Genomic DNA, 18,656 nt, shown 5'->3' with positions numbered 1-18,656 from the left:
TTGTTATTATTATACATTTTTTATGGGGGAGTACTACTAAAGATGTAGCTTAAATCCATCTAACCTCCGAGGGCGTGGATGTCTTTTTGCAATACCCTATAAGTATAAGATTCATTAGGAGGTATAAATCATGAAAACAGTTGTGATTACAGGAGCATCAAAAGGTTTAGGGAAAGCATTGGCCCTAGCCTTTGCAAAACAAGGATACAATCTCGCCATTTGTGCACGGGGAGAAGAGCGGTTACATGAAGTAAAATTATTGACTGAGGAATTGGGCAGTACAGTTTTGGCAGTAAAAGCGGATGTTACAAATCAGCGTGATATTGAAGCTTTTATATCCATGACAGAAAGCAGATTTGGTCAAATTGATGTCTTAATTAATAATGCTGCAGTACTCGGGCCTAGCCCGATGCCGCTCTTACTGGATTATTCAGAGGTTGATTTCATTTATGTTATAAAGGCAAACACCTTAAGTCCATTTATGGTCACAAAACGTGTTCTTCCTGGAATGCTTCAGCGTAATGAAGGTTCGATTATCAATGTCACTTCAGAAGCTGGGCAAATAGGGTATGCAGGATGGGGCCTATGGAATCTCGAAGTTTGCGCTGGAAGGGCTGACTGAAACATGGGCAGATGAGCTTTCGGAAACGAATATAAGAATTAATATGGTTGATCCAGGCAGCATGGACACGGATATGTATGCATTGGCAGACCCTGATCATAATGAGGAACTTGCAAAACCGGAAGAGGTATTGGATGCCTTTGTTTATTTAGCCTCTGATCATTCACGGCATATTAACGGTAAACGGTTTGAAGCCCAGAACTTTGAGCTTGAACAGGAGGGATTTTAATGGCATTGCCTCTCGAAAAGACTTTTTTTCTGCCTCAGGAACTGAATGCGTCTGAACCTCCTGAGTTCAGAGGGATGAGAAGGGACCAAGTCAAGCTAATGGTGACAGACAAAAGGACTGGAACAATGGAACACACTCAATTTTTCCACTTGGACCGGTATCTGAAGAAAGGTGATATTCTGGTTTTAAATAATAGCAGAACAATTCCTGCCTCAGCAAGGGCAACTATAACTAGGAAGGGCATCGTTAAAGCAGAAGCTGTAGAAGTAAGGTTTGCAAAAAAGATTGAGAATAACGCCTGGGATGTGCTGGCCCTGCATGAAGATATAGAAGCTGGAGATATGCTCATTTTTTCGGAGGGACAATTGAAAGGAGAGATAAGAGGCAGGGCAGAAGCTACCCCTTTGTGGAGGATTTGTTTTTCTCATTCAGAGGATCATATTTTGCATTATTTATATCAAAAAGGAGAACCCATTCGGTATGAATATACGAAACATGCACTTGATTTAAACTTCTATCAAACGGTCTATGCCTCAGTCCCTGGCTCCGTTGAAATGCCATCTGCTGGCCGAGCTTTTACCTGGGAAATGCTTTTCAATCTTCAAAAAAAGGGAGTGATGCTTCAGTTTATTCAGCTTCACACAGGCTTGAGCTATTTACTGGATGACTACTGGCCGGTAAAACCGGAAACCAATCCTGAAACCTATCAAATTCCCGTGGAGATAATGGATATGATTCGGCATGCGAAAGAAGAGGGAAGAAGAGTTATTGCAGTTGGAACTACGGTCGTTCGTGCTTTGGAGGCAGCTATGCTAACTGAAAAGCTTAAGGGTAGCACCCATTTGTATATCGGGCCTGATTATCGTATGAAGGCAGTTGATGGTATCCTCACCGGTTTCCATGAACCTGAGGCGAGCCATTTGGATATGCTCACTGCTTTTATTGATTCGGAGTTCCTTTTTAAAACGTATGAGGAAGCCGTACTAAAGGGGTATTTATGGCATGAGTTTGGAGATGTGAACTTAATTATATGAAAATGTTGAATTTCCATCACATCGGTTTTGAGGTGAGAAGCCTCGAATTTACAAGGTTCTTTTTTGAAAAATATCTGGGATTTCGCACTGAACAATACATGGAGTTGGATGGAGAAAAAATCGTATTCTTAGTGAATGACCGATTAAGGGTTGAATTGATTGAAAATGGAATGATTGATGAAAAAGGTTTATACGAGGCACATATATGTTTTGAAACAGATTGTTTACAAATTTTAAATGAATTTAATGTATCTATTTTGGAGGGGCCAATAAGGTTGGAAAATGGCTGGACAATTGTTTTTGTTGAGGGGAATAATGGTGAACGTATTGAGTTATTAAAGAGGATTTAGACTTTCTGCAAGCGAACATCTTACGAATGAATAAAGTACAGATGTGGATTTCAACATAACGCTGATAGGAATATGAGGTATGGTCTTTTAAAACATGTCTTCCAGTCAGTTGAGGTATTTAAGCAGATTATTAACCTACCATTTGCTAATAAAGAAATTGTGCCTATTATAAAAGAACTTGGTTTCACTGAAACGATTGGTCAGATATCGATGGAAAAATCTCTTCGATAGAATTTGGTAATTATTTCCGTTATAATAAGAGGGATTTTATAATTGGTTGGGGGAGGTTTGAGGATATGTATGATGTTATAGTTATTGGAGCAGGACCAAGCGGTGCGAGTGCTGCATTATTCACTGCCAAAGCAGGTAAAAAAACATTAGTGTTGGATAATGATAAAAGTGTCACTAAACGTGCCTGGATTGAAAATCATTATGGTGTAGAAGAAATTGCTGGACCTGATCTTATTGCAATCGGTAAAAAACAGGCAGAGAAATTCGGCGCTGAATTTAAGGTTGCAACGGTTGAAAAAATAGAAGTGGCGAATGATGGAGTGATCATCCAAACAGATGAAACCAACTATATGGCAAGTGAAGTGATTCTGGCTTCCGGTATGTTAGTTGACCTCGCTGAAGCTTCAGGCATCAAAACAAAGGATGGTACTGAACCACGTATTAAAAAAGTGATTGATGTCGATGATTCCGGTAAAACCTATCTTGACCATGTCTGGGCAGCCGGTACAGTTGCAGGTGTGAGCATGCATACAATTATTACAGCAGGGGACGGAGCAAGAGTCGCGATTAATGTTATCAGTTCTCTGAATGGGGAACGGTATGTGGACCACGATATTCTTAAATCTTAATTTAAATGAATGGTAGAATGATATGGTAACGGCTCATTAGTGGGTCGTTTTTTTGTTTGACTCTGTTTGTAGATAATGTTCGTTTTTGAATTCCTGTTCTTATTCAACTAAGGCGAAGATTAGTTGAATAGAGAAGTGATGCTTTTATGTCGTATTGGACCAAAATTATGCAGTAAGGGAAGCTAGATTAACAGAGTCATTTATGAATAACAACCCGAGTACCAATTGGAACTCTAGATGATAATTCTAGAACATCATGATTAAACATCCTAATACAGCCATGTGAGACATTCTTACCGATTGAAGCTGGGGTATTTGTTCCGTGTATACCGTAATGAGGCTTTGACAAACCCATCCAAAGAACCCCGAATTGTCTTCCAGGATTACGTTGTTTATTGATTATCTTGTATGTCCCAGAAGGTGTAGGTGATAACATTTTTCCAACTGCAATTGGGTAAGCTTTTATCAGCCTATTTCCGTCAAAAAGTTTTAATTGATGTTTCGATGTTGATATGTCAATCCATCTCGCCATGAATAACAACTCCAATTTTTAATATTGTATGAAGTAATTTAGGTATTTGTTAATTAACAGACATTAGCAGCAATATATACGAACAGAGCCCTTTGTTTAGTACTAATTTGTACAGCTTCCAGGTACTGAGATAGAAGATAACTGCATATAAAAAGCCATTCTTCTTCTCAAAGATTGGCATGAATCTGTTTAATTATTTTCAGATAACTCGGCATCTATTTCTGCTAAAAGCTCACCTGCTTTACGATCATTTATCACAAGGTCGGCATAAAAATCAAAATTAGTTGGCTCTAAATTAATAATAACCAGTTTCGCACCATTTTGCTTAGCAATTAAAGGGAACTGATTAGCAGGTGTCACTGATAACGATGACCCGAGAACAATAAACAGGTCTGCTTTTTTACTTTCAGCCTCAGCCATCATGAATGGTTTTTCAGGCAGCATTTCACCAAATAAAATGACGGATGGGCGAAGCTTGCCGCTACACTCACATTGATAGGATTCATTTAAATACATTTCACTGCCATATTCCTTACCGCATGTTTGGCAATGTACCTTTTGTAAGGTTCCGTGCAACTCTGCTACTCGATTGCTGCCGGCTTCCTGGTGGAATCCATCCACATTTTGCGTGATAATACTTTGTATAATACCTTCCTGTTCCCATTTAGCGAGAATAGAATGGCCTTTATGTGGGCCGTGTTCCTTCACTCCTACCACACGCTGGCGATAAAATTCAAAAAATTCTTTGACATTTTGATTAAGTGCATCTGTACTGGCAATAGTGCCTGGATCTTGCTTCTTCCACAATCCGTTATTAGTTGAGCGGAAATCTGGTAATCCGCTTTCAGTCGACATTCCAGCTCCTGTAAATACAACCGTATATTGGGAATTTTTTAACAAATTAGTTAGTTCGGACAAAATATCTGCCTCCTGTTTTATGTCCTATGTACATCATTATACCATGAGCCAATTGGCTATTCTAAATCATTGGTTTCGCGAAAATTACAACGCATATTATGAGAGAACAGTAGATTCGTATCTGAGTCGAGGGTTAAAAGCCTAGCTGTTCTCTTTAATTTTTATTTGAAAAGGAGAAAAGAAACATGAGTGAAAGATTGTCGGAGAAACATTTGAGGCAGGCAAAGGTGGATGAACTTAAGAAAAAATTGAGTGAGCAAATTCAGAAAGACTTAAAAGATTCGCTTACGTTTTTAAGTGTATCTTTTCCAGAGCATAACAATCCACTTGAAGCGAAGTACGTCATTGACAGAATTCATATGTTGCATGAGTTGGAAGAGTATTTGAAGAGGGACGGTTCGTTTATGAAGTATTATGCATTTTACAAAGATATGGATGTAATCGTGTATATTATAGACGATGACACTATTGATTATTTTCTTCAAGATGACTACATGCTTTCATCTACTTTACACGCTATGTCTCGATCTGGTTGCGTGTTAGCATGTTTATTAAACGATGAGTTTTTTAAGAACGAAGTTTTTACTATCATCGATAAAGTTCTGTGGAGTAAAAAGAAAGAAGAATTAGAGTAAAAGAATTCGGTTACAAAAAGAGGGGCTAGCGAAAGCTACAACCCCTCTTCTTTTTTACTCTTATCACATTTGATGTTCTTTCGCCCATTTTGTCTCTAAAGCTTCCATTTCCTTTTTAAAACAGCTCGGACAAATGTCTTTATATTCACCAGCCCATGATTTTACCGGGTAGTGTATTGTAGCTTTTTCTTCGTGACAATCTTGACAGATATCTGTTTTAATCGCGTTTTCGTCTGCTGAATATTTGATTGCAATAGCAGTAGCATCACATTTATAGGTAATACAGTCACAGGTCATCTCGCCGAAATAATAATCTGTTTCCCTGAAGCCTGGCGGTCCCGTTCGTTCACTTATGATTTCAATCGTCCCCTCCTTGCAGATTGGGCAAATATATTGATTATTTGTGTCCACTCTAAAAACCTCCTTTCTTTTTATTGTAACAAATGGAAATCACAAGTATATATTATTCGACGATTTTTACTTTTTCTTATTCTTATGTTCATCTTTAGGCACAAACTTTATCTTAATCTTTGCATCGTATTTGTCCGAAAATATCCTAGACATAACTTCTTCAATGCGAGACTTCATTATTTCGCCCTCTGTTTTCTCCTCTTCTTTATCCATGCAAGCATCCCCTTTTAAGAAGTATATTTATCTCTACCACATTAAAAGGGATTTACTTCCATTTTGTCGAATATAGGTAATAAGGAGGAGGTGATAGTAATGGATACAGAATTAGAGGAACGGTTGAACTTTATAGAATTTAGGCAAGATCTATTATTCGAAAATACAGCTTTCAGTAGACTGATGTATGACTACAAAGTAAATAGAGGTCAGCATAAAGCTTTGATAGATTTATTTGTTGAATATAGAGATGCTGTAGATAATGGGGAAATCGTGAGTAGCTCAAATTATGAAGTGCAGGTTGGAGAAATCGTGCTCCAACATATTCATAATTACCACTTCGCTGAAGATGTAGCGAAAACTTTACACGAAGAAGGAAAGTTCCAAGAAGTTTTTGAAGCGTTATATGGAGACGAGCCCAAGTTTCAAAGTTATTTAGAAGCATATAAAAACCAATATAAATAGATATGAAAAAGAGGGTTATAAGGAGGAGGTGAGTATAGTGAACAGTATAGAAGAGCACAGATTGATGTATATTAATAACGGTTTAATAGAGTCGCATAAAAGGTTTCACGAGTATCTGAACGCAGAGGGTACACAAAATAGTACATCTATAACCGCCGCGTTAACTGAACTTCTAATGTGGATTTGCATATCAGATGAGTGGCACCGTTTAAACAATAACGAAGATGGTAGCTATAATAATCGCAAATCAGATAACGTTGGCGGGAGGTATGTAAAAGGACTTAGATACGCTTTTAATTCGATAAAACACGTGATGTCTTTTATGAAATTAATAGGTACGACTGGTCAGAAAAGTTGGATTATAAAAGGCTATTATCAGGAGGATTACACTTCCGAAGTTATATGGCTGAATGTAGAGAATTTAATTGAACTAGAAAATGATAAATATAAAAATCAGAGACAGAACTATATAAAATATGTAGAGGGTAAATCCGTTATTGAAACGGTTGATAATGCATATAGATTTTTACGAGCTGAATACTCTGAGGTTGATTCAAGGGCTCGCTTTAGAAGAGCCATGGATGAAGAGGAAACCGAATAACAAACTAACGGCAGAACTCATTGAAGAGCCTGCCGCTTTTTATGCCTTATTATTAGTGTATATTTACATGATTATTGACCTATTTACAAATACGGTGTAACTGGACTATCTCAGTCGAAAAACCTGCACCTGTGAAGATAACGGTGTAGTTAGATTCTTTTAATAAAGTAGCTAGTTTGGACAAAATATTTGCCTCCTATTTTAGATCCTATATAAATGGTTATTTCATCATTATATCATGAGCCAATCGGCTATTATAAATCATTGGTTTCGCGAAAATACAACGCGTTTTATGAGAGAATAGAAGAAACTATTCGAATAATCGAGAATCAGCTTCGAACGTGGAGTTTCTATTCGCATTTTTTCTGTTATAAAGGAGGACCCAAAAATGAGTTTGATTAAAGCGAGCAGGTTTATGAGTTTGATTCTTCGTCACAAACCGGAATCGATCGGAATAACCCTGGACGAGCATGGATGGGCGAATGTCGAGGAATTGATTAAGGGTATTTCTAAAAAATATCCTTTTGATATGAACATCTTAGAGGAAATTGTGCGAACCGATGATAAGCAGAGATACGCTTTTAATGAGGACAAGACGCTTATTCGAGCAAATCAAGGACATTCCATTTCGGTTGATGTAGAGCTGGAAATCGTGGACCCACCGGAGTTTTTATGGCACGGTACAGGAGAAAAGTATACAGAATCCATTGAACGTATGGGACTGATTCCAAAGAGTCGTTTGTATGTTCATCTATCATCTGATGAAGAAACGGCAATCAATGTAGGAAAACGCCATGGAAAACCGGTTGTGTATCGTGTACGAAGTGGTGAAATGATGAAACAAGGATATGTGTTTTATCGATCAAAAAATCATGTTTGGTTAACAAAAACAGTACCGGTTGAGTTTTTGGAGGGCAATGAAAAAGATAAAAGAGGGATGTAACATTTAGTAGATGTGTTAGCTAGAACTCTTAACAAAATCTCATCAAAATATTTCTTGCCCCTTCGTTCTGCGATGATTTATAACAACTATTTTAGAAATCTGGATCTAATTGTACTTTTCTAAAAAGGGGTTTCATTCAATATTGTCGAATGTAGGAAACAAGGGGAAGGCGGCTGATTGTAAATTACAAGAAATAATGAGGTGGGAATAAATGGATAAAAATGTACGTGAGCTTCTGGATAATGCTATTGCGATGCGGGAAGATGGTCGTGCAAAACAGGATTCGGCTATCTTAAATCATGCACTTAATCTTCTGTTAAATCTATCAGAAAATGATCCAGAAAATGCAGAAATAAATTATCAAATTGGGATTGCCTTTGATAATTCTGGGTTATGTAAAAAAGCAATTCCATACTATGTTAAAGCAATCGAAAAAGGTCTATCCGGTACTAATCTACAAAGATGTTTCCTTGGTTTAGGAAGCAGTTACCGGATTTTGGGATATTATAAAGAAGCTGTTGACATCCTTCATCGTGGTGTGACGGAATTTCCTGAACATCGAGCCCTGCAAGTCTTTTATTCTATGGCATTATATAACACAGGGGAATATAAAAGGGCTATGGAAATTGTCTTAATGAATCTAATGGAAACTACAAATGATGAAATCCTTCAGTACTATAAGCGTGGTATTTCATACTATGCCCAGCACCTTGATGAAATTTTAGATTTAGACAATCCTTAAATCGGAATTACCTCACCCTGTAGGTAGAATAGGCTAACTGTATATAACCTTTTTACTTAGAAGAAGCATTCTATATGATTGGACAGTGATCTCTGGTTGCCATGTATGTTTCGTGGACGATCGATGTGATTTACGGTTGGTACAATTGGAGTAAATTAAATAAAGAAGAAGTAAAATAATAGTTACTAAAAAATTCAAGAATTTAAAAAGGGCAAGTCATAGTGACGGTCCTTCTATTGTTATTGGTACAAGTTATAAAGAATAAAGGACTGTATCAAGATTATGGATTTAACTGATTGATGCTATTACTTTTCTTGATTTCGTCACGAATTTCCTTTAGATATTCATTTTTTTGTTTCATTAACTTTAAGATAGTAAGTGCTACATAAATAATAAAAACGATAATTCCTAAGTATACCAATATAGAAATAAATCCAAATAAAGATGCCACAAACATAAGTTAACCCCCTCCAGACAATATATTATAATGATTTTACCTTATTTTTCCTCGTAATCTATTGTTTTTTTAAAATATATTTTCGACTTGTGTCTAAAATGTACCATTTACTCATTTCCGCGGTATCAAAATATGATCGATATCTAGAATATTTATTACGCCTTCATGAGGCAATCAGCCATTCTCATTCTTTGAAGAGTAGGCTTACTTTCAAAGAATGGAAGTTACAATGGATATTATTTGAAATTTTTCATATTTTCTCTTGAAACTTTAGCGCTGAGAAGTGATAATAGTTTATATTATCTGAAAATTAAACATAGGGGATATGCAGAATGAAAGTAGTTAAATTTGGGGGAACTTCTCTTGCATCCGGTGAGCAGTTGAATAAAGTTTTTGAGATTGTCGTATCAGATCCACAACGTAAAATTGTGGTAGTTTCGGCACCAGGTAAACGATTTTCATCCGATACAAAAGTGACTGATTTGCTCATTGCATGTGGAGAAAGCTGGTTAAATGGGGCTTGTGATCAATACTTATTTGATATGGTTATTGATCGATACCGATTAATAGCAGAAGATTTATCTATTTCAGGCTCTGTCGTCGAAAGAATTAAAGCTGATTTATTGGAAATTCTTAATGGAGACCTAAGTGATAAGGGGCAGTTTATGGATGCCGTTAAAGCCAGTGGAGAAGACAATAATGCCAAATTGGTAGCTGCTTTTTTCCAAGCCAGAGGTGTTGAGGCTGAATATATGAATCCTCGTGAGGCAGGATTAATCGTCAGTGATGAGCCGGGGAATGCTCAGGTTTTAGCAGAATCGTATGCCAATCTGTATCATTTAAGAAATAAAAAAGGGATCGTCATATTTCCGGGATTCTTTGGTTATACAACGGATGGAAAGGTGATGACGTTCCCGCGGAGCGGCTCGGATATTACAGGTGCAATTCTGGCTAATGCAGTTAAAGCTGATTTATACGAAAATTATACAGATGTTGATGCCGTATTTTCTGTTAATCCAACGATTATTAATAAACCAAAGGAAATCAGTGTATTGACGTATCGAGAAATGCGTGAACTTTCCTATGCTGGCTTTAGTGTTTTACATGATGAAGCATTAATTCCCGCCTTTAAAGCAGGGATTCCAGTGAATATTAAAAATACGAATAATCCGTTATCTCCTGGGACCATGATTGTGAATAAAAAAGAGTTAACCAATGGTCCGGTTGTCGGTATTGCAAGTGACAATGATTTTTGCAGCATTTATGTTAGCAAGTATTTAATGAATAGAGAAATAGGCTTTGGACGTAAACTTCTTCAAATCCTTGAGGATTTAAAGTTGTCCTATGAGCATGTTCCTTCTGGAATTGATGATTTGACTGTTATTTTAAGACAGAATCAAATGGACTCTGAGCTTGAAGGGATTATTAGAAACCGGATTATAGAGGAATTAGAGGCTGACGAAGTGAAAATTGAACACAATTTATCCTTGATTATGATTGTAGGAGAGGGAATGCGTTCGAATGTTGGTACGGTTGCCAGGGCATCCAAGGCTTTGTCTGATGCCGGCATCAATATCGAAATGATCAATCAGGGGTCTTCTGAAGTCAGCATGATGTTTGGTGTGAAAGAACTTCAGGAAAACCGAGCAGTGGCTGCTCTTTACAATGAATTTTTTACCAGTGTGAGCGTGTAAGGAAAAGTGGTAAATCCATTATAGAAATGTTTCATGATGTCATTTACGAAAGAACAAAACATTTCTATATTAATAGGATACTAACCGGAGTGGTTGATGCAGGGACGGAGGAACCGATATGGTAAAGGCAATCATGTTTGACCTCGATGATACATTGTTATGGGATCAAAAAAGTGTTCAGGAAGCCTTCAGGGTAACCTGCAGGTTGGCTATAAACAAATATCAGATTGATCCAGTGCAGCTGGAAGAATCAGTAAGAAAGGAAGCCGCTAAACTGTACAGCTCCTATGAAACATTCGCATTTACACAAATGATTGGGATAAATCCATTTGAGGGGTTATGGGGCGATTTTCAGGACAACCATGAGCAATTTCAAATAATGGCTCAAATTATGCCGCTCTATCGCAAGGATGCGTGGACGAATGGATTGAAAGCATTGGGAATAGAGGATGCGGATTTAGGCAAGGAATTAGCAGAAAAGTTTCCTGAAGAAAGAAGAAAACATCCCTTTATTTATGAGGATACCTTTGAAGTGCTGGACCAATTAAAGGGTTGTGTTAAGCTTCTTTTACTGACAAATGGCTCACCGCAATTGCAAACAACAAAACTGGAAATAACACCTGAAATAGCTCCTTATTTCGATCATATTGTTATTTCAGGGGATTTTGGACAAGGGAAGCCGGCTCCCGAACTCTTTGAACATGCTATAGGGTTATTAGAGGTTGAAAAAGAAGATGTCCTAATGGTTGGAGATAATCTGATGACAGATATTCTCGGTGCCAATCGGGCAGGAATAAGATCTGTTTGGGTAAACCGCTATCTTAAAGTAACGGATCAAGTGAAGCCTACCTATGAGATTAAGAAACTGGCAGATTTACTACCATTGCTGCAGGAAATATAACTATGGCCTGAAAGAAATTTTACAAAGTGTCGCGGAGACCAATTCATCCTTTAGGGGTAAAACCCCCGGGTTGAATTGGTTTTTTATTTTTGGCTGTTTTCGTAGTGATGATTTTATCTTTACTTACTTCAGTAAGCCTATATTTATAAGTGCCTATTTTTGTGACTATCAGTATCCATATTGACCCAATAGCTCCTTGACATCGGATATGTAAATAGCTACCATGAGTACATTGGAATTTTACAATTATTGGTGGGTTAGTTTAAATATATCTTGAAAAGTCGGTGTATAGCTGTGGGGGAATTAAGAAATAAATGGACTGAGGAAACTAAGTTATTGATAGCTGCGACGGTGTTGCTGATCATTTATTTGTCTCCGATGTTTATACTTGGTGAAAATTCTCATATACGGGTGCATGATAACTTAGATTCCAATATCGCTTGGTATAAGGTTCTGAAGGATAATCAAATGCTGTTTGGGCCGATAAATGAGACTATTCCACAAATCATTAATGGTTTGCCGAGGAATGCAATTGGAACCGAATTCAGCGGAATTGAGTGGCTCCATTATTTAATACCATCCATGACGGCATATTCAATCAGTCAGGCGATTACCAGGATCTTTGCGTTTATAGGCATGTACCTCTTACTTAAAAAGCATTTTGTTAGAAAAGAGGAATATGGCTTTATTCGTGTATTCGTTGCACTGGCCTTTGCTTTGACTCCTTTTTGGCCATCCGGAATGCTTGCAACATTGGGTCATCCATTAGCCTTGTATGCTTTTTTAAATATTAGAGGCAGAGATAGTAAATGGACGGATTGGCTCATTTTAATCCTACTGCCTTTTTATTCGAGCTTTGTCCTGGGGTTCTTTTTCTTCCTGGTGGCTATGGGATTGCTTTGGCTTTATGATTGGATCAAGAAAAAAGACCCTAATTGGAAGTTCTTCGGAAGTATTGCTTTAATGACTTTTATTTACTTGTTGATTGAATATCGCTTGGTTTATTCTTTAGTATTTCCTGAAGAGCCCAACAGCCGGGATGAATATTTCAGCTCAGCATTAGGATTTGCGCGATCTGTACGGCTTATATTTAAAAATTACATAATTGGACATAATCATGTATTAACGCTTCATCAATATATTATTTTGCCTGTGTCATTTATAGCTTTATGGTTTATTTATCGGAATAAGCTTTGGAAAAGTGAGAAACGCTTTGTGCAGCTGTTTATTTTGAATTTTATTTTGTCTGCGTGGTATGCGTTTTGGTTTTATGAGGGATGGGCATCCTTGAAAGAACAAATTTCACTTTTAAATAATTTTAATTTTGCCCGTTTTCATTTCCTGAGACCGTTAGTTTTGTACTTATTGTTTGCCCTGTCCTGCCGCGTTCTTTGGAAAAATGGAGGGGGATGGAGGCAGTTTTCAAAAGGAGTCATTGTTGCTCAGCTGATTGTCTTATTTATGTACAATCCGGAAGTGTATTATGGAAGACTGAATGCACCGACTTTTAAGGAGTTTTATGCTGTTGACCAATTTACTGAGATTAAAGATTATATTGGAAAACCTCAGGAAACGTACAGAGTGGTGAGCATAGGATTACATCCTGCCATTTCTCAATATAATGGCTTTTATACCTTGGATACGTATAACAATTACTATCCATTAGCGTACAAGCATCAGTTCCGAGAAATTATTGAGGGTGAGCTGGATAAGAACGCTCAGCTTAAAAAATATTTTGATAAATGGGGCGGGCGTTGTTATATTTTCGTGGATGAGCTTGGAAAGAAATATGATTACGAAAAAAATTCATCCAAAACGATAAAAAATTTAGAGTTGAATACGAATGTACTGAAAGAAATGGGCGGTCAATATATAATCTCAGCTGTACCTATTGTGAATGCAGATGAGAATAACCTTGAATTGATGGATGTTTTTGATCATGAAGATTCAGCGTGGAAGATCTATCTATATCATGTCATGTAAAGGAGTTACTCATAATGAATCTGCCTGTATTAACAATCGTTGTGCCTTGTTACAATGAACAGGAGGTATTGTCTAAAACATCTGAAGAGCTTTCATCCATTCTTAAAGAGTTATTGGACTCCCGCGTAATCTCAGAAAGAAGTGCTATTTTATTTGTGGATGATGGCAGTGTTGATGATACCTGGGATTTAATACAAATGGAGAGTGTACAGAATAGGTTAGTCAAGGGCCTGAAATTAGCTGGCAATGTGGGTCATCAAAATGCATTGCTCGCTGGTCTGGCAACGGCCCAAAAGCATTCCGATTGTGTCATCTCCATCGATGCTGATTTACAGGATGACATTCAGGTCATAAAAGAGATGGTTGAAAAATACAACCAGGGATATGATATTGTCTATGGAGTCCGAGATCAGCGGAAGAAGGATACTATATTCAAGCGGACTACAGCGCTTAGCTTTTATCGTATGATGGGTAAATTGGGAATCAAACTAATTCCTAATCATGCAGATTTTAGATTAATGAGCAAGCGAGCATTGGGAGAACTCTTAAAATATAAGGAACGGAATTTATTCCTAAGAGGGATGATTCCGATGATTGGCTTTTCCTCCGCTGAAGTCTTTTATAATCGGAAGGAAAGAGAAGCGGGAGAGTCTAAATATCCGTTAAAGAAAATGATTTCATTTGCGCTTGATGGGATTACCTCCTTTAGTGTTGCGCCGATACGCTGTGTTACCTACATTGGCATTTTGACGCTGTTTATCAGTGTGGTCGCAGGCAGCTATGCTCTGATTCAAAAAACACTGGGGAATACACAATCTGGCTGGACTTCCATTATGATTTCTCTATGGATTATTGGCGGGCTGCAGTTGATTGGTATTGGAATAGTGGGTGAATACATTGGCAAGATTTTTAAAGAGGTTAAACAAAGGCCGATATATGCCATTGATGTGGACAACTATACTGAAGATCAAAAAGACCAGGCGAACCAGGAAAATCAATATAAATCTCGTTAACAGGAATATATATGTATCATTGGTTTGAAAACAGGAAGGAAACTACATGACGCTTGATGCTATTACACATTATATACAGCTGTATGGATACTGGGTGATTATCTTTGTTTTATTTTGCGGGATTGTAGGTATTCCTGCACCTGAGGAAACATTTGTTATTTTTATCGGTGCTGTTATTGCTGAACAAAACCTTAATTTTCTTTGGGCCATTTGCGCTGCTCTATTGGGTGCTAATGTGGGCATGTTTTTTACCTATATGATTGGAAGGAAGCTTGGGACATCCATTATCCAGAAGTATGGAAATCTAGTGAAAATCACACCGGAACGCTGGCAGAGTATGCATACGAGGTTTGATCGATTTGAAAATAAAATGGTTGTTATAGGGTATTTTTTGCCGGGAATTAGACAGCTAACTCCCTATATGTCAGGAACACGTGAATTACCCTATGCAAAATTTTCCTCACTCGCATTTTTAGCAAGCTTACTATGGACAACCCTTTATATGACGATTGGATTTTATTTCGGAAATATGATTGGTCTCAAGTATTTGAGCTTCATTGCGGTCATTTTTTTCTTGATTTTCATCGTAGTACTTGCATGGAAAAACTGGTTCTCTCCTGCGAGAAATAAAATTAGACTTTAAAAATATTTTACATATAGTTCATTATAATGTAGAGAAACAGAAGCCGCTGTCGGATAATCCTGACAGTGGCTTCTGTTTTAACATATCTTATATCTTTTTTGTTTTGAAAATCGTTACCGCAACAGCAAGGCATATTCCGACCATGCCGGCAGATAGTGCTATCGGAGTGACATACTCTCCCGGTGCTTCGAGCCCTGTTAGGAGACTCATGGCTTCAGTTAGCTTTATCGGTGTGAAAGATTCTAGCTTTGGGAAAAGTCCGATGAGATAAACCGCCAGTACAGTACCCCCAGTTCCGAGTAAAACAGTGGTATTACTGGAGGATAGTGTAGAAAACAGTACCATAAATGACAGCACCCAAAGCCCGAAAAGCCAGTAACACATTGCTGCAAAGTTGGTGTACAAAGCAATGCTATTATCCCAATAAAAAGCATTATAAGCATAAGTGATGCCAAAGCAGATCCAATAGCAAGCTGTCCAAAATGTAAATATCATCATGCTCTTTGCGATAATGAATTTCCAGCGAGAGAGACCCTTTGTCAGAACAGGGATGAGTGTTCCTTTTTGATATTCTGAAGTAAAGGATCCACTGCATAGCAGTATAAAAATAATCAGGGCTATTGGCATGTTTTTATAAAACTGAGTCCAGGAGGTTAAGGCATCTACTGTAACCTCTGTAACGACAAGACCCGATCCCTCCAGAGAGTCTGCCATCATCTCCATCATCCATGGAGTTATCTTTGCTATGGCTGGATTCATAATCCCGAAAAGTACAAATACTAGCAGTAGAATGAGCATTCGTCCTGTTCGACTCCATTCCATCCACTCTTTTTTGAAAAAAGCTAGAAAAGATTTCATTTACTGACGACCTCCATAAACAGAGATTCCAGCGATAGCTCCTGCTTTTCGAAACGGCGGAAAGGGATATGATTCTCCAAAATAAAACGTAGGACAGCTTCTGTCTGTACCTGGTCAGTTCGTTCCAGCAATAGATGTTTCTCATTACTTTTTTTCATACTTTGAAAAGCAGCAAGCAGTTTTTCCGTATCTTCAGGATACTCCAACTCAATTTCATACCCGATGCTTGCATGGTCTCTTTTTAACTGTTCCATTGATTCCTGGAATACAATTTTTCCATCGTGAAGGAATGCGACCTCATCACATATACGCTCAACATCGGATAGGATATGCGTGGAAAAGAGAATGGTTGTATGTTCCTTTGCTGCTGTAAGAATATCTAGAATTTCCCTTCTTCCGACAGGATCGAGAGAGGAGGTAGGTTCATCGCAAATCAGCAGTCTAGGTCGGTTGAAAAGCGCTTGTGCAATTCCTAGCCGTTGCTTCATGCCGCGTGAAAATCCTTTGATTCGCCGTTTCTCATTGGAGAGTCCCACAAGCTCCAGAAGCTCCTTGGTACGAGCCTTGATACTCGAAGATGACATCCCTGTGAGCTCACCGCAAAAATGCAAATATTCCATAGGAGTCATAAAAGAATAAAACTCAGGTACATCAGGTAAATATCCAATAAGCCGATTTGTAGGAGTATCGCCGTAGCGAACCTTTTCTCCGCCAACAGTAATCTCTCCGCTGTTTGCCTCCAGCAAGCCAAGAATGATTTTCATAGTCGTGGTTTTCCCAGCACCATTCTGACCCACAAAACCAAAAACAGTATGCTCCGGTACAGAAAAAGTGACATCCTCTAATACTTTTTTATCTCCAAACCGCTTTTTAACATGAGATAAAGTTAACATATTCATCATGCATCCTCTTTTCCCAGCAGGAAATACAGAATGGGTCCTATGAATTGCATGCCGATTATCACGATAACTAGCCACATGGTACGACTGCCGCGCTTATAGGTCTTATGAGTCAAAATATGATGTATGGTAAAACCCAGCAATGTAAATTCTGCAATAACCAAAGGGATAATAAAGGGTAAGAATTCTTTGATTTCATTCATAATATTTTACTCCTTCCGTAAGTTCTCTTTGTATTCTCTGAAATTCCAGATCGTCTTGAAGTGCTGTAAATAATGGATGCTTAAAAGACTCCAATACACTCTTTGCCACAAGGCGCATATTTCGGGGTGGTGATGCCCCTAGGTCAAGCTTGCTAATCCATTCATCCAGCCTGTCAAAATAAGTATCCCCGTGGAGAATCGCGTGCTTATGGGTAAAAAGCACTCGAGCTGTCTGAACATATTGCCTTAGCATTGCCAATGCCTTTTCTTTTTCTCCATTTGTGATATAGACAAGTGCTGCCTGATAGAAAAATTGTGCTGCGCTATTCGGATGCAGGGTGACTAAATCATACAGCTGAATCAATCCTTCTGTTTTTTTAATCGTTTTTTCACATACTGCAGGGTCATCCATATGAATGACTAGGTATTGGACCGCAGTTGCAATCAGCGATATCAAATGTAGATACATATTGATTTGTGTATAGCTTTTGGCTTTTTCTAAATCCCCGACGGCCAAATAAGCCTGCGCCAAAATTGAATCACTTTGGTGAGAAATACGAGTCGGATCTGCCATCATCTCCAATGCTTCAATGACTTCTGCAGCTTTACCGAGTTGGAGGTTGATTACAGCTTTCACAGTAATAGCATCATTACAAATATCTATTACTTTACAATTTTCCTCAATATGCTCACAAAGTGTTACAGCTTCGTGCAAAATTCTTTGTTGCTCATCCTGGTCTTTTGCGAGAGGAAAATGGTTCAGCCAAAGGATGCACATCTGGAGTAAAAAGGGATAACAGGAATAATAGCGGCGAACCAGTTCTCTTGATTTATTCATTACTTCATTAAAGGGCAGTCTTGTATAGTCAGAAGCAAGCTCCACATATAGCTTTTGGATTTGTTCACGACTCAACTGTGCTTCATAGCCCAGCAATTCATCTATACTTACATCTAAAAAGGATGCGAGCTGGGGTAATAGTAAGATGTCCGGCAAGCTCTGTTTATTTTCCCATTTAGATACGGATGCTTTCGTAACGCCGATGAAATCCGCTAATTCCTTTTGGGTGAGTTTCTTTTTACGGCGCAAGTTAGCAAGGTTATACGAAAAATTTAATGAGTACATACAACTACCTCCTATACCTATTGTAACCATAGATGCTATAAAGCTAAATGGAGCAATACGATATTTTTCGATACAAAATCAACTGTCGAGAAACTTTGTGTTAAACAGTCGACAATTAATAAGTCCTAGGGTTTTGTAATGATGATGCAATGAATGTCAGTTCAACAGGAACTCCAATCATAAATCCAATCTCCAAGTGGCTTACTTATTATAGGTATAGGTTTATTGTCTTTGGTAATTAATAATCGTTCATCCAAATCGTTGTTTATTTATGTAAATTAAATGGGTTATTGTTATTATGAATAAGGGAAGGTAAAAGTACTTTTT

Annotated in this window: 23 protein-coding genes and 1 pseudogene; 15 read left to right on the top strand and 9 right to left on the bottom strand. The window is 37.9% G+C overall.

Going from position 1 to position 18,656, the window contains the following annotated elements; translation table 11 throughout:
- Nucleotides 1-130 precede the first annotated feature (130 nt).
- From AC4D4B_RS08435 to AC4D4B_RS08415, 5 genes and pseudogenes are all read left to right on the top strand, one after another.
- Nucleotides 131-851, top strand: a pseudogene (locus AC4D4B_RS08435) (SDR family oxidoreductase).
- On the top strand, nucleotides 851-1,885 hold the full coding sequence (locus AC4D4B_RS08430) for an S-adenosylmethionine:tRNA ribosyltransferase-isomerase (protein ID WP_490999653.1): 1,035 nt from the start codon (nucleotides 851-853) through the stop codon (nucleotides 1,883-1,885). The pseudogene AC4D4B_RS08435 and the gene AC4D4B_RS08430 overlap by 1 nt, the downstream one beginning before the upstream one ends.
- Nucleotides 1,882-2,235: a VOC family protein gene (locus AC4D4B_RS08425; protein WP_490999652.1), complete on the top strand. Its 354-nt coding sequence runs from the start codon at nucleotides 1,882-1,884 to the stop codon at nucleotides 2,233-2,235. Before AC4D4B_RS08430 ends, AC4D4B_RS08425 begins: the two co-directional genes overlap by 4 nt.
- Before the next feature lie 72 nt (nucleotides 2,236-2,307).
- Nucleotides 2,308-2,466 (top strand): hypothetical protein, encoded by a 159-nt coding sequence (locus AC4D4B_RS08420; protein WP_490999651.1) that lies wholly within the window; start codon nucleotides 2,308-2,310, stop codon nucleotides 2,464-2,466.
- A gap of 65 nt (nucleotides 2,467-2,531) precedes the next feature.
- The gene (locus AC4D4B_RS08415) at nucleotides 2,532-3,095 is read left to right on the top strand and encodes an NAD(P)/FAD-dependent oxidoreductase (RefSeq protein ID WP_490999650.1); all 564 of its coding nucleotides are present in this window, start codon (nucleotides 2,532-2,534) and stop codon (nucleotides 3,093-3,095) included.
- Nucleotides 3,096-3,291: 196 nt separating this feature from the next.
- Here the strand turns inward: AC4D4B_RS08415 and AC4D4B_RS08410 are convergent, their stop codons facing one another.
- Nucleotides 3,292-3,627: a L,D-transpeptidase gene (locus tag AC4D4B_RS08410; RefSeq protein WP_490999649.1), complete on the bottom strand. Its 336-nt coding sequence runs from the start codon at nucleotides 3,625-3,627 to the stop codon at nucleotides 3,292-3,294.
- A 189-nt stretch (nucleotides 3,628-3,816) separates the two neighbouring features.
- Nucleotides 3,817-4,545 (bottom strand): NAD-dependent deacylase, encoded by a 729-nt coding sequence (locus AC4D4B_RS08405; protein WP_490999648.1) that lies wholly within the window; start codon nucleotides 4,543-4,545, stop codon nucleotides 3,817-3,819.
- A gap of 185 nt (nucleotides 4,546-4,730) precedes the next feature.
- Here AC4D4B_RS08405 and AC4D4B_RS08400 point away from each other — a divergent pair, with 185 nt between their 5' ends.
- Nucleotides 4,731-5,180, top strand: coding sequence for a hypothetical protein (locus AC4D4B_RS08400; protein ID WP_490999647.1), 450 nt, complete (start codon nucleotides 4,731-4,733; stop codon nucleotides 5,178-5,180).
- Between the two features lie 63 nt (nucleotides 5,181-5,243).
- On the opposite strand, the gene AC4D4B_RS08395 is transcribed toward AC4D4B_RS08400, so the two are convergent.
- Both AC4D4B_RS08395 and AC4D4B_RS08390 read right to left on the bottom strand, forming a co-directional pair.
- Complete coding sequence (locus AC4D4B_RS08395) at nucleotides 5,244-5,591, bottom strand: hypothetical protein (RefSeq protein WP_490999646.1); 348 nt, start codon at nucleotides 5,589-5,591, stop codon at nucleotides 5,244-5,246.
- 66 nt (nucleotides 5,592-5,657) lie between these two features.
- A complete protein-coding gene (locus AC4D4B_RS08390; protein ID WP_490999645.1) occupies nucleotides 5,658-5,804 on the bottom strand; it encodes a hypothetical protein in 147 nt (48 codons plus the stop codon).
- A 99-nt stretch (nucleotides 5,805-5,903) separates the two neighbouring features.
- On the opposite strand from AC4D4B_RS08390, the gene AC4D4B_RS08385 reads away from it, so the two are divergent.
- The 4 genes from AC4D4B_RS08385 to AC4D4B_RS08370 all read left to right on the top strand — a co-directional run bounded on the left by AC4D4B_RS08385 (nucleotide 5,904) and on the right by AC4D4B_RS08370 (nucleotide 8,555).
- Nucleotides 5,904-6,269, top strand: coding sequence for a DUF1878 domain-containing protein (locus tag AC4D4B_RS08385; RefSeq protein WP_490999644.1), 366 nt, complete (start codon nucleotides 5,904-5,906; stop codon nucleotides 6,267-6,269).
- A 37-nt stretch (nucleotides 6,270-6,306) separates the two neighbouring features.
- Nucleotides 6,307-6,870: a hypothetical protein gene (locus AC4D4B_RS08380; RefSeq protein WP_490999643.1), complete on the top strand. Its 564-nt coding sequence runs from the start codon at nucleotides 6,307-6,309 to the stop codon at nucleotides 6,868-6,870.
- 388 nt (nucleotides 6,871-7,258) lie between these two features.
- Nucleotides 7,259-7,813, top strand: coding sequence for an RNA 2'-phosphotransferase (locus AC4D4B_RS08375; RefSeq protein ID WP_490999642.1), 555 nt, complete (start codon nucleotides 7,259-7,261; stop codon nucleotides 7,811-7,813).
- Nucleotides 7,814-8,024: 211 nt separating this feature from the next.
- Nucleotides 8,025-8,555, top strand: coding sequence for a tetratricopeptide repeat protein (locus AC4D4B_RS08370; protein ID WP_490999641.1), 531 nt, complete (start codon nucleotides 8,025-8,027; stop codon nucleotides 8,553-8,555).
- A gap of 280 nt (nucleotides 8,556-8,835) precedes the next feature.
- On the opposite strand, the gene AC4D4B_RS08365 is transcribed toward AC4D4B_RS08370, so the two are convergent.
- The gene (locus AC4D4B_RS08365) at nucleotides 8,836-9,012 is read right to left on the bottom strand and encodes a hypothetical protein (RefSeq protein WP_490995299.1); all 177 of its coding nucleotides are present in this window, start codon (nucleotides 9,010-9,012) and stop codon (nucleotides 8,836-8,838) included.
- Nucleotides 9,013-9,344: 332 nt separating this feature from the next.
- On the opposite strand from AC4D4B_RS08365, the gene AC4D4B_RS08360 reads away from it, so the two are divergent.
- The 5 genes from AC4D4B_RS08360 (at nucleotide 9,345) to AC4D4B_RS08340 (ending at nucleotide 15,246) form a co-directional block, all read left to right on the top strand.
- Nucleotides 9,345-10,706 carry an aspartate kinase gene (locus AC4D4B_RS08360; protein WP_490995298.1) on the top strand — a complete coding sequence of 454 codons (1,362 nt, stop codon included), beginning with the start codon at nucleotides 9,345-9,347 and terminating at the stop codon, nucleotides 10,704-10,706.
- A gap of 118 nt (nucleotides 10,707-10,824) precedes the next feature.
- Complete coding sequence (locus tag AC4D4B_RS08355; protein ID WP_490995297.1) at nucleotides 10,825-11,607, top strand: HAD family hydrolase; 783 nt, start codon at nucleotides 10,825-10,827, stop codon at nucleotides 11,605-11,607.
- A 294-nt stretch (nucleotides 11,608-11,901) separates the two neighbouring features.
- Entirely contained in the window at nucleotides 11,902-13,590 is a 1,689-nt protein-coding gene (locus AC4D4B_RS08350) for a DUF6044 family protein (RefSeq protein ID WP_490999640.1), read from the top strand.
- Between the two features lie 14 nt (nucleotides 13,591-13,604).
- On the top strand, nucleotides 13,605-14,603 hold the full coding sequence (locus AC4D4B_RS08345) for a glycosyltransferase family 2 protein (protein WP_490999639.1): 999 nt from the start codon (nucleotides 13,605-13,607) through the stop codon (nucleotides 14,601-14,603).
- Nucleotides 14,604-14,649: 46 nt separating this feature from the next.
- Nucleotides 14,650-15,246, top strand: a complete 597-nt coding sequence (locus AC4D4B_RS08340) for a DedA family protein (protein ID WP_490995294.1) — start codon at nucleotides 14,650-14,652, stop codon at nucleotides 15,244-15,246.
- Between the two features lie 87 nt (nucleotides 15,247-15,333).
- Here the strand turns inward: AC4D4B_RS08340 and AC4D4B_RS08335 are convergent, their stop codons facing one another.
- The 4 genes from AC4D4B_RS08335 to AC4D4B_RS08320 are packed head-to-tail and all read right to left on the bottom strand — an operon-like array spanning nucleotide 15,334 to nucleotide 18,329.
- The gene (locus tag AC4D4B_RS08335) at nucleotides 15,334-16,104 is read right to left on the bottom strand and encodes an ABC transporter permease (protein ID WP_490999638.1); all 771 of its coding nucleotides are present in this window, start codon (nucleotides 16,102-16,104) and stop codon (nucleotides 15,334-15,336) included.
- On the bottom strand, nucleotides 16,101-17,003 hold the full coding sequence (locus AC4D4B_RS08330) for an ABC transporter ATP-binding protein (RefSeq protein ID WP_490995292.1): 903 nt from the start codon (nucleotides 17,001-17,003) through the stop codon (nucleotides 16,101-16,103). Before AC4D4B_RS08330 ends, AC4D4B_RS08335 begins: the two co-directional genes overlap by 4 nt.
- A complete protein-coding gene (locus tag AC4D4B_RS08325; protein ID WP_490995291.1) occupies nucleotides 17,003-17,206 on the bottom strand; it encodes a PLDc N-terminal domain-containing protein in 204 nt (67 codons plus the stop codon). The genes AC4D4B_RS08330 and AC4D4B_RS08325 overlap by 1 nt, the downstream gene beginning before the upstream one ends.
- Nucleotides 17,199-18,329: a helix-turn-helix domain-containing protein gene (locus AC4D4B_RS08320; RefSeq protein WP_490999637.1), complete on the bottom strand. Its 1,131-nt coding sequence runs from the start codon at nucleotides 18,327-18,329 to the stop codon at nucleotides 17,199-17,201. Before AC4D4B_RS08320 ends, AC4D4B_RS08325 begins: the two co-directional genes overlap by 8 nt.
- Nucleotides 18,330-18,656: the final 327 nt, after the last annotated feature.

The sequence above is a fragment of the Pradoshia sp. Z6_59 genome, from assembly GCF_058267515.1.
Note: the sequence above shows the minus strand (reverse complement) of the source record. Positions and strands in the feature narration are given on the sequence as shown.

Bases quoted from the DNA above. Each gene is read 5' to 3' on its own strand.
- AC4D4B_RS08430 (WP_490999653.1), top strand. From the start codon at position 851: ATGGCATTGCCTCTCGAAAAGACTTTTTTTCTGCCTCAGGAACTGAAT.
- AC4D4B_RS08425 (WP_490999652.1), top strand. From the start codon at position 1,882: ATGAAAATGTTGAATTTCCATCACATCGGTTTTGAGGTGAGAAGCCTC.
- AC4D4B_RS08420 (WP_490999651.1), top strand. From the start codon at position 2,308: ATGAGGTATGGTCTTTTAAAACATGTCTTCCAGTCAGTTGAGGTATTT.
- AC4D4B_RS08415 (WP_490999650.1), top strand. From the start codon at position 2,532: ATGTATGATGTTATAGTTATTGGAGCAGGACCAAGCGGTGCGAGTGCT.
- AC4D4B_RS08410 (WP_490999649.1), bottom strand. From the start codon at position 3,627: ATGGCGAGATGGATTGACATATCAACATCGAAACATCAATTAAAACTT.
- AC4D4B_RS08400 (WP_490999647.1), top strand. From the start codon at position 4,731: ATGAGTGAAAGATTGTCGGAGAAACATTTGAGGCAGGCAAAGGTGGAT.
- AC4D4B_RS08390 (WP_490999645.1), bottom strand. From the start codon at position 5,804: ATGGATAAAGAAGAGGAGAAAACAGAGGGCGAAATAATGAAGTCTCGC.
- AC4D4B_RS08385 (WP_490999644.1), top strand. From the start codon at position 5,904: ATGGATACAGAATTAGAGGAACGGTTGAACTTTATAGAATTTAGGCAA.
- AC4D4B_RS08375 (WP_490999642.1), top strand. From the start codon at position 7,259: ATGAGTTTGATTAAAGCGAGCAGGTTTATGAGTTTGATTCTTCGTCAC.
- AC4D4B_RS08370 (WP_490999641.1), top strand. From the start codon at position 8,025: ATGGATAAAAATGTACGTGAGCTTCTGGATAATGCTATTGCGATGCGG.
- AC4D4B_RS08365 (WP_490995299.1), bottom strand. From the start codon at position 9,012: ATGTTTGTGGCATCTTTATTTGGATTTATTTCTATATTGGTATACTTA.
- AC4D4B_RS08360 (WP_490995298.1), top strand. From the start codon at position 9,345: ATGAAAGTAGTTAAATTTGGGGGAACTTCTCTTGCATCCGGTGAGCAG.
- AC4D4B_RS08355 (WP_490995297.1), top strand. From the start codon at position 10,825: ATGGTAAAGGCAATCATGTTTGACCTCGATGATACATTGTTATGGGAT.
- AC4D4B_RS08345 (WP_490999639.1), top strand. From the start codon at position 13,605: ATGAATCTGCCTGTATTAACAATCGTTGTGCCTTGTTACAATGAACAG.
- AC4D4B_RS08340 (WP_490995294.1), top strand. From the start codon at position 14,650: ATGACGCTTGATGCTATTACACATTATATACAGCTGTATGGATACTGG.
- AC4D4B_RS08335 (WP_490999638.1), bottom strand. From the start codon at position 16,104: ATGAAATCTTTTCTAGCTTTTTTCAAAAAAGAGTGGATGGAATGGAGT.
- AC4D4B_RS08330 (WP_490995292.1), bottom strand. From the start codon at position 17,003: ATGAATATGTTAACTTTATCTCATGTTAAAAAGCGGTTTGGAGATAAA.
- AC4D4B_RS08325 (WP_490995291.1), bottom strand. From the start codon at position 17,206: ATGAATGAAATCAAAGAATTCTTACCCTTTATTATCCCTTTGGTTATT.
- AC4D4B_RS08320 (WP_490999637.1), bottom strand. From the start codon at position 18,329: ATGTACTCATTAAATTTTTCGTATAACCTTGCTAACTTGCGCCGTAAA.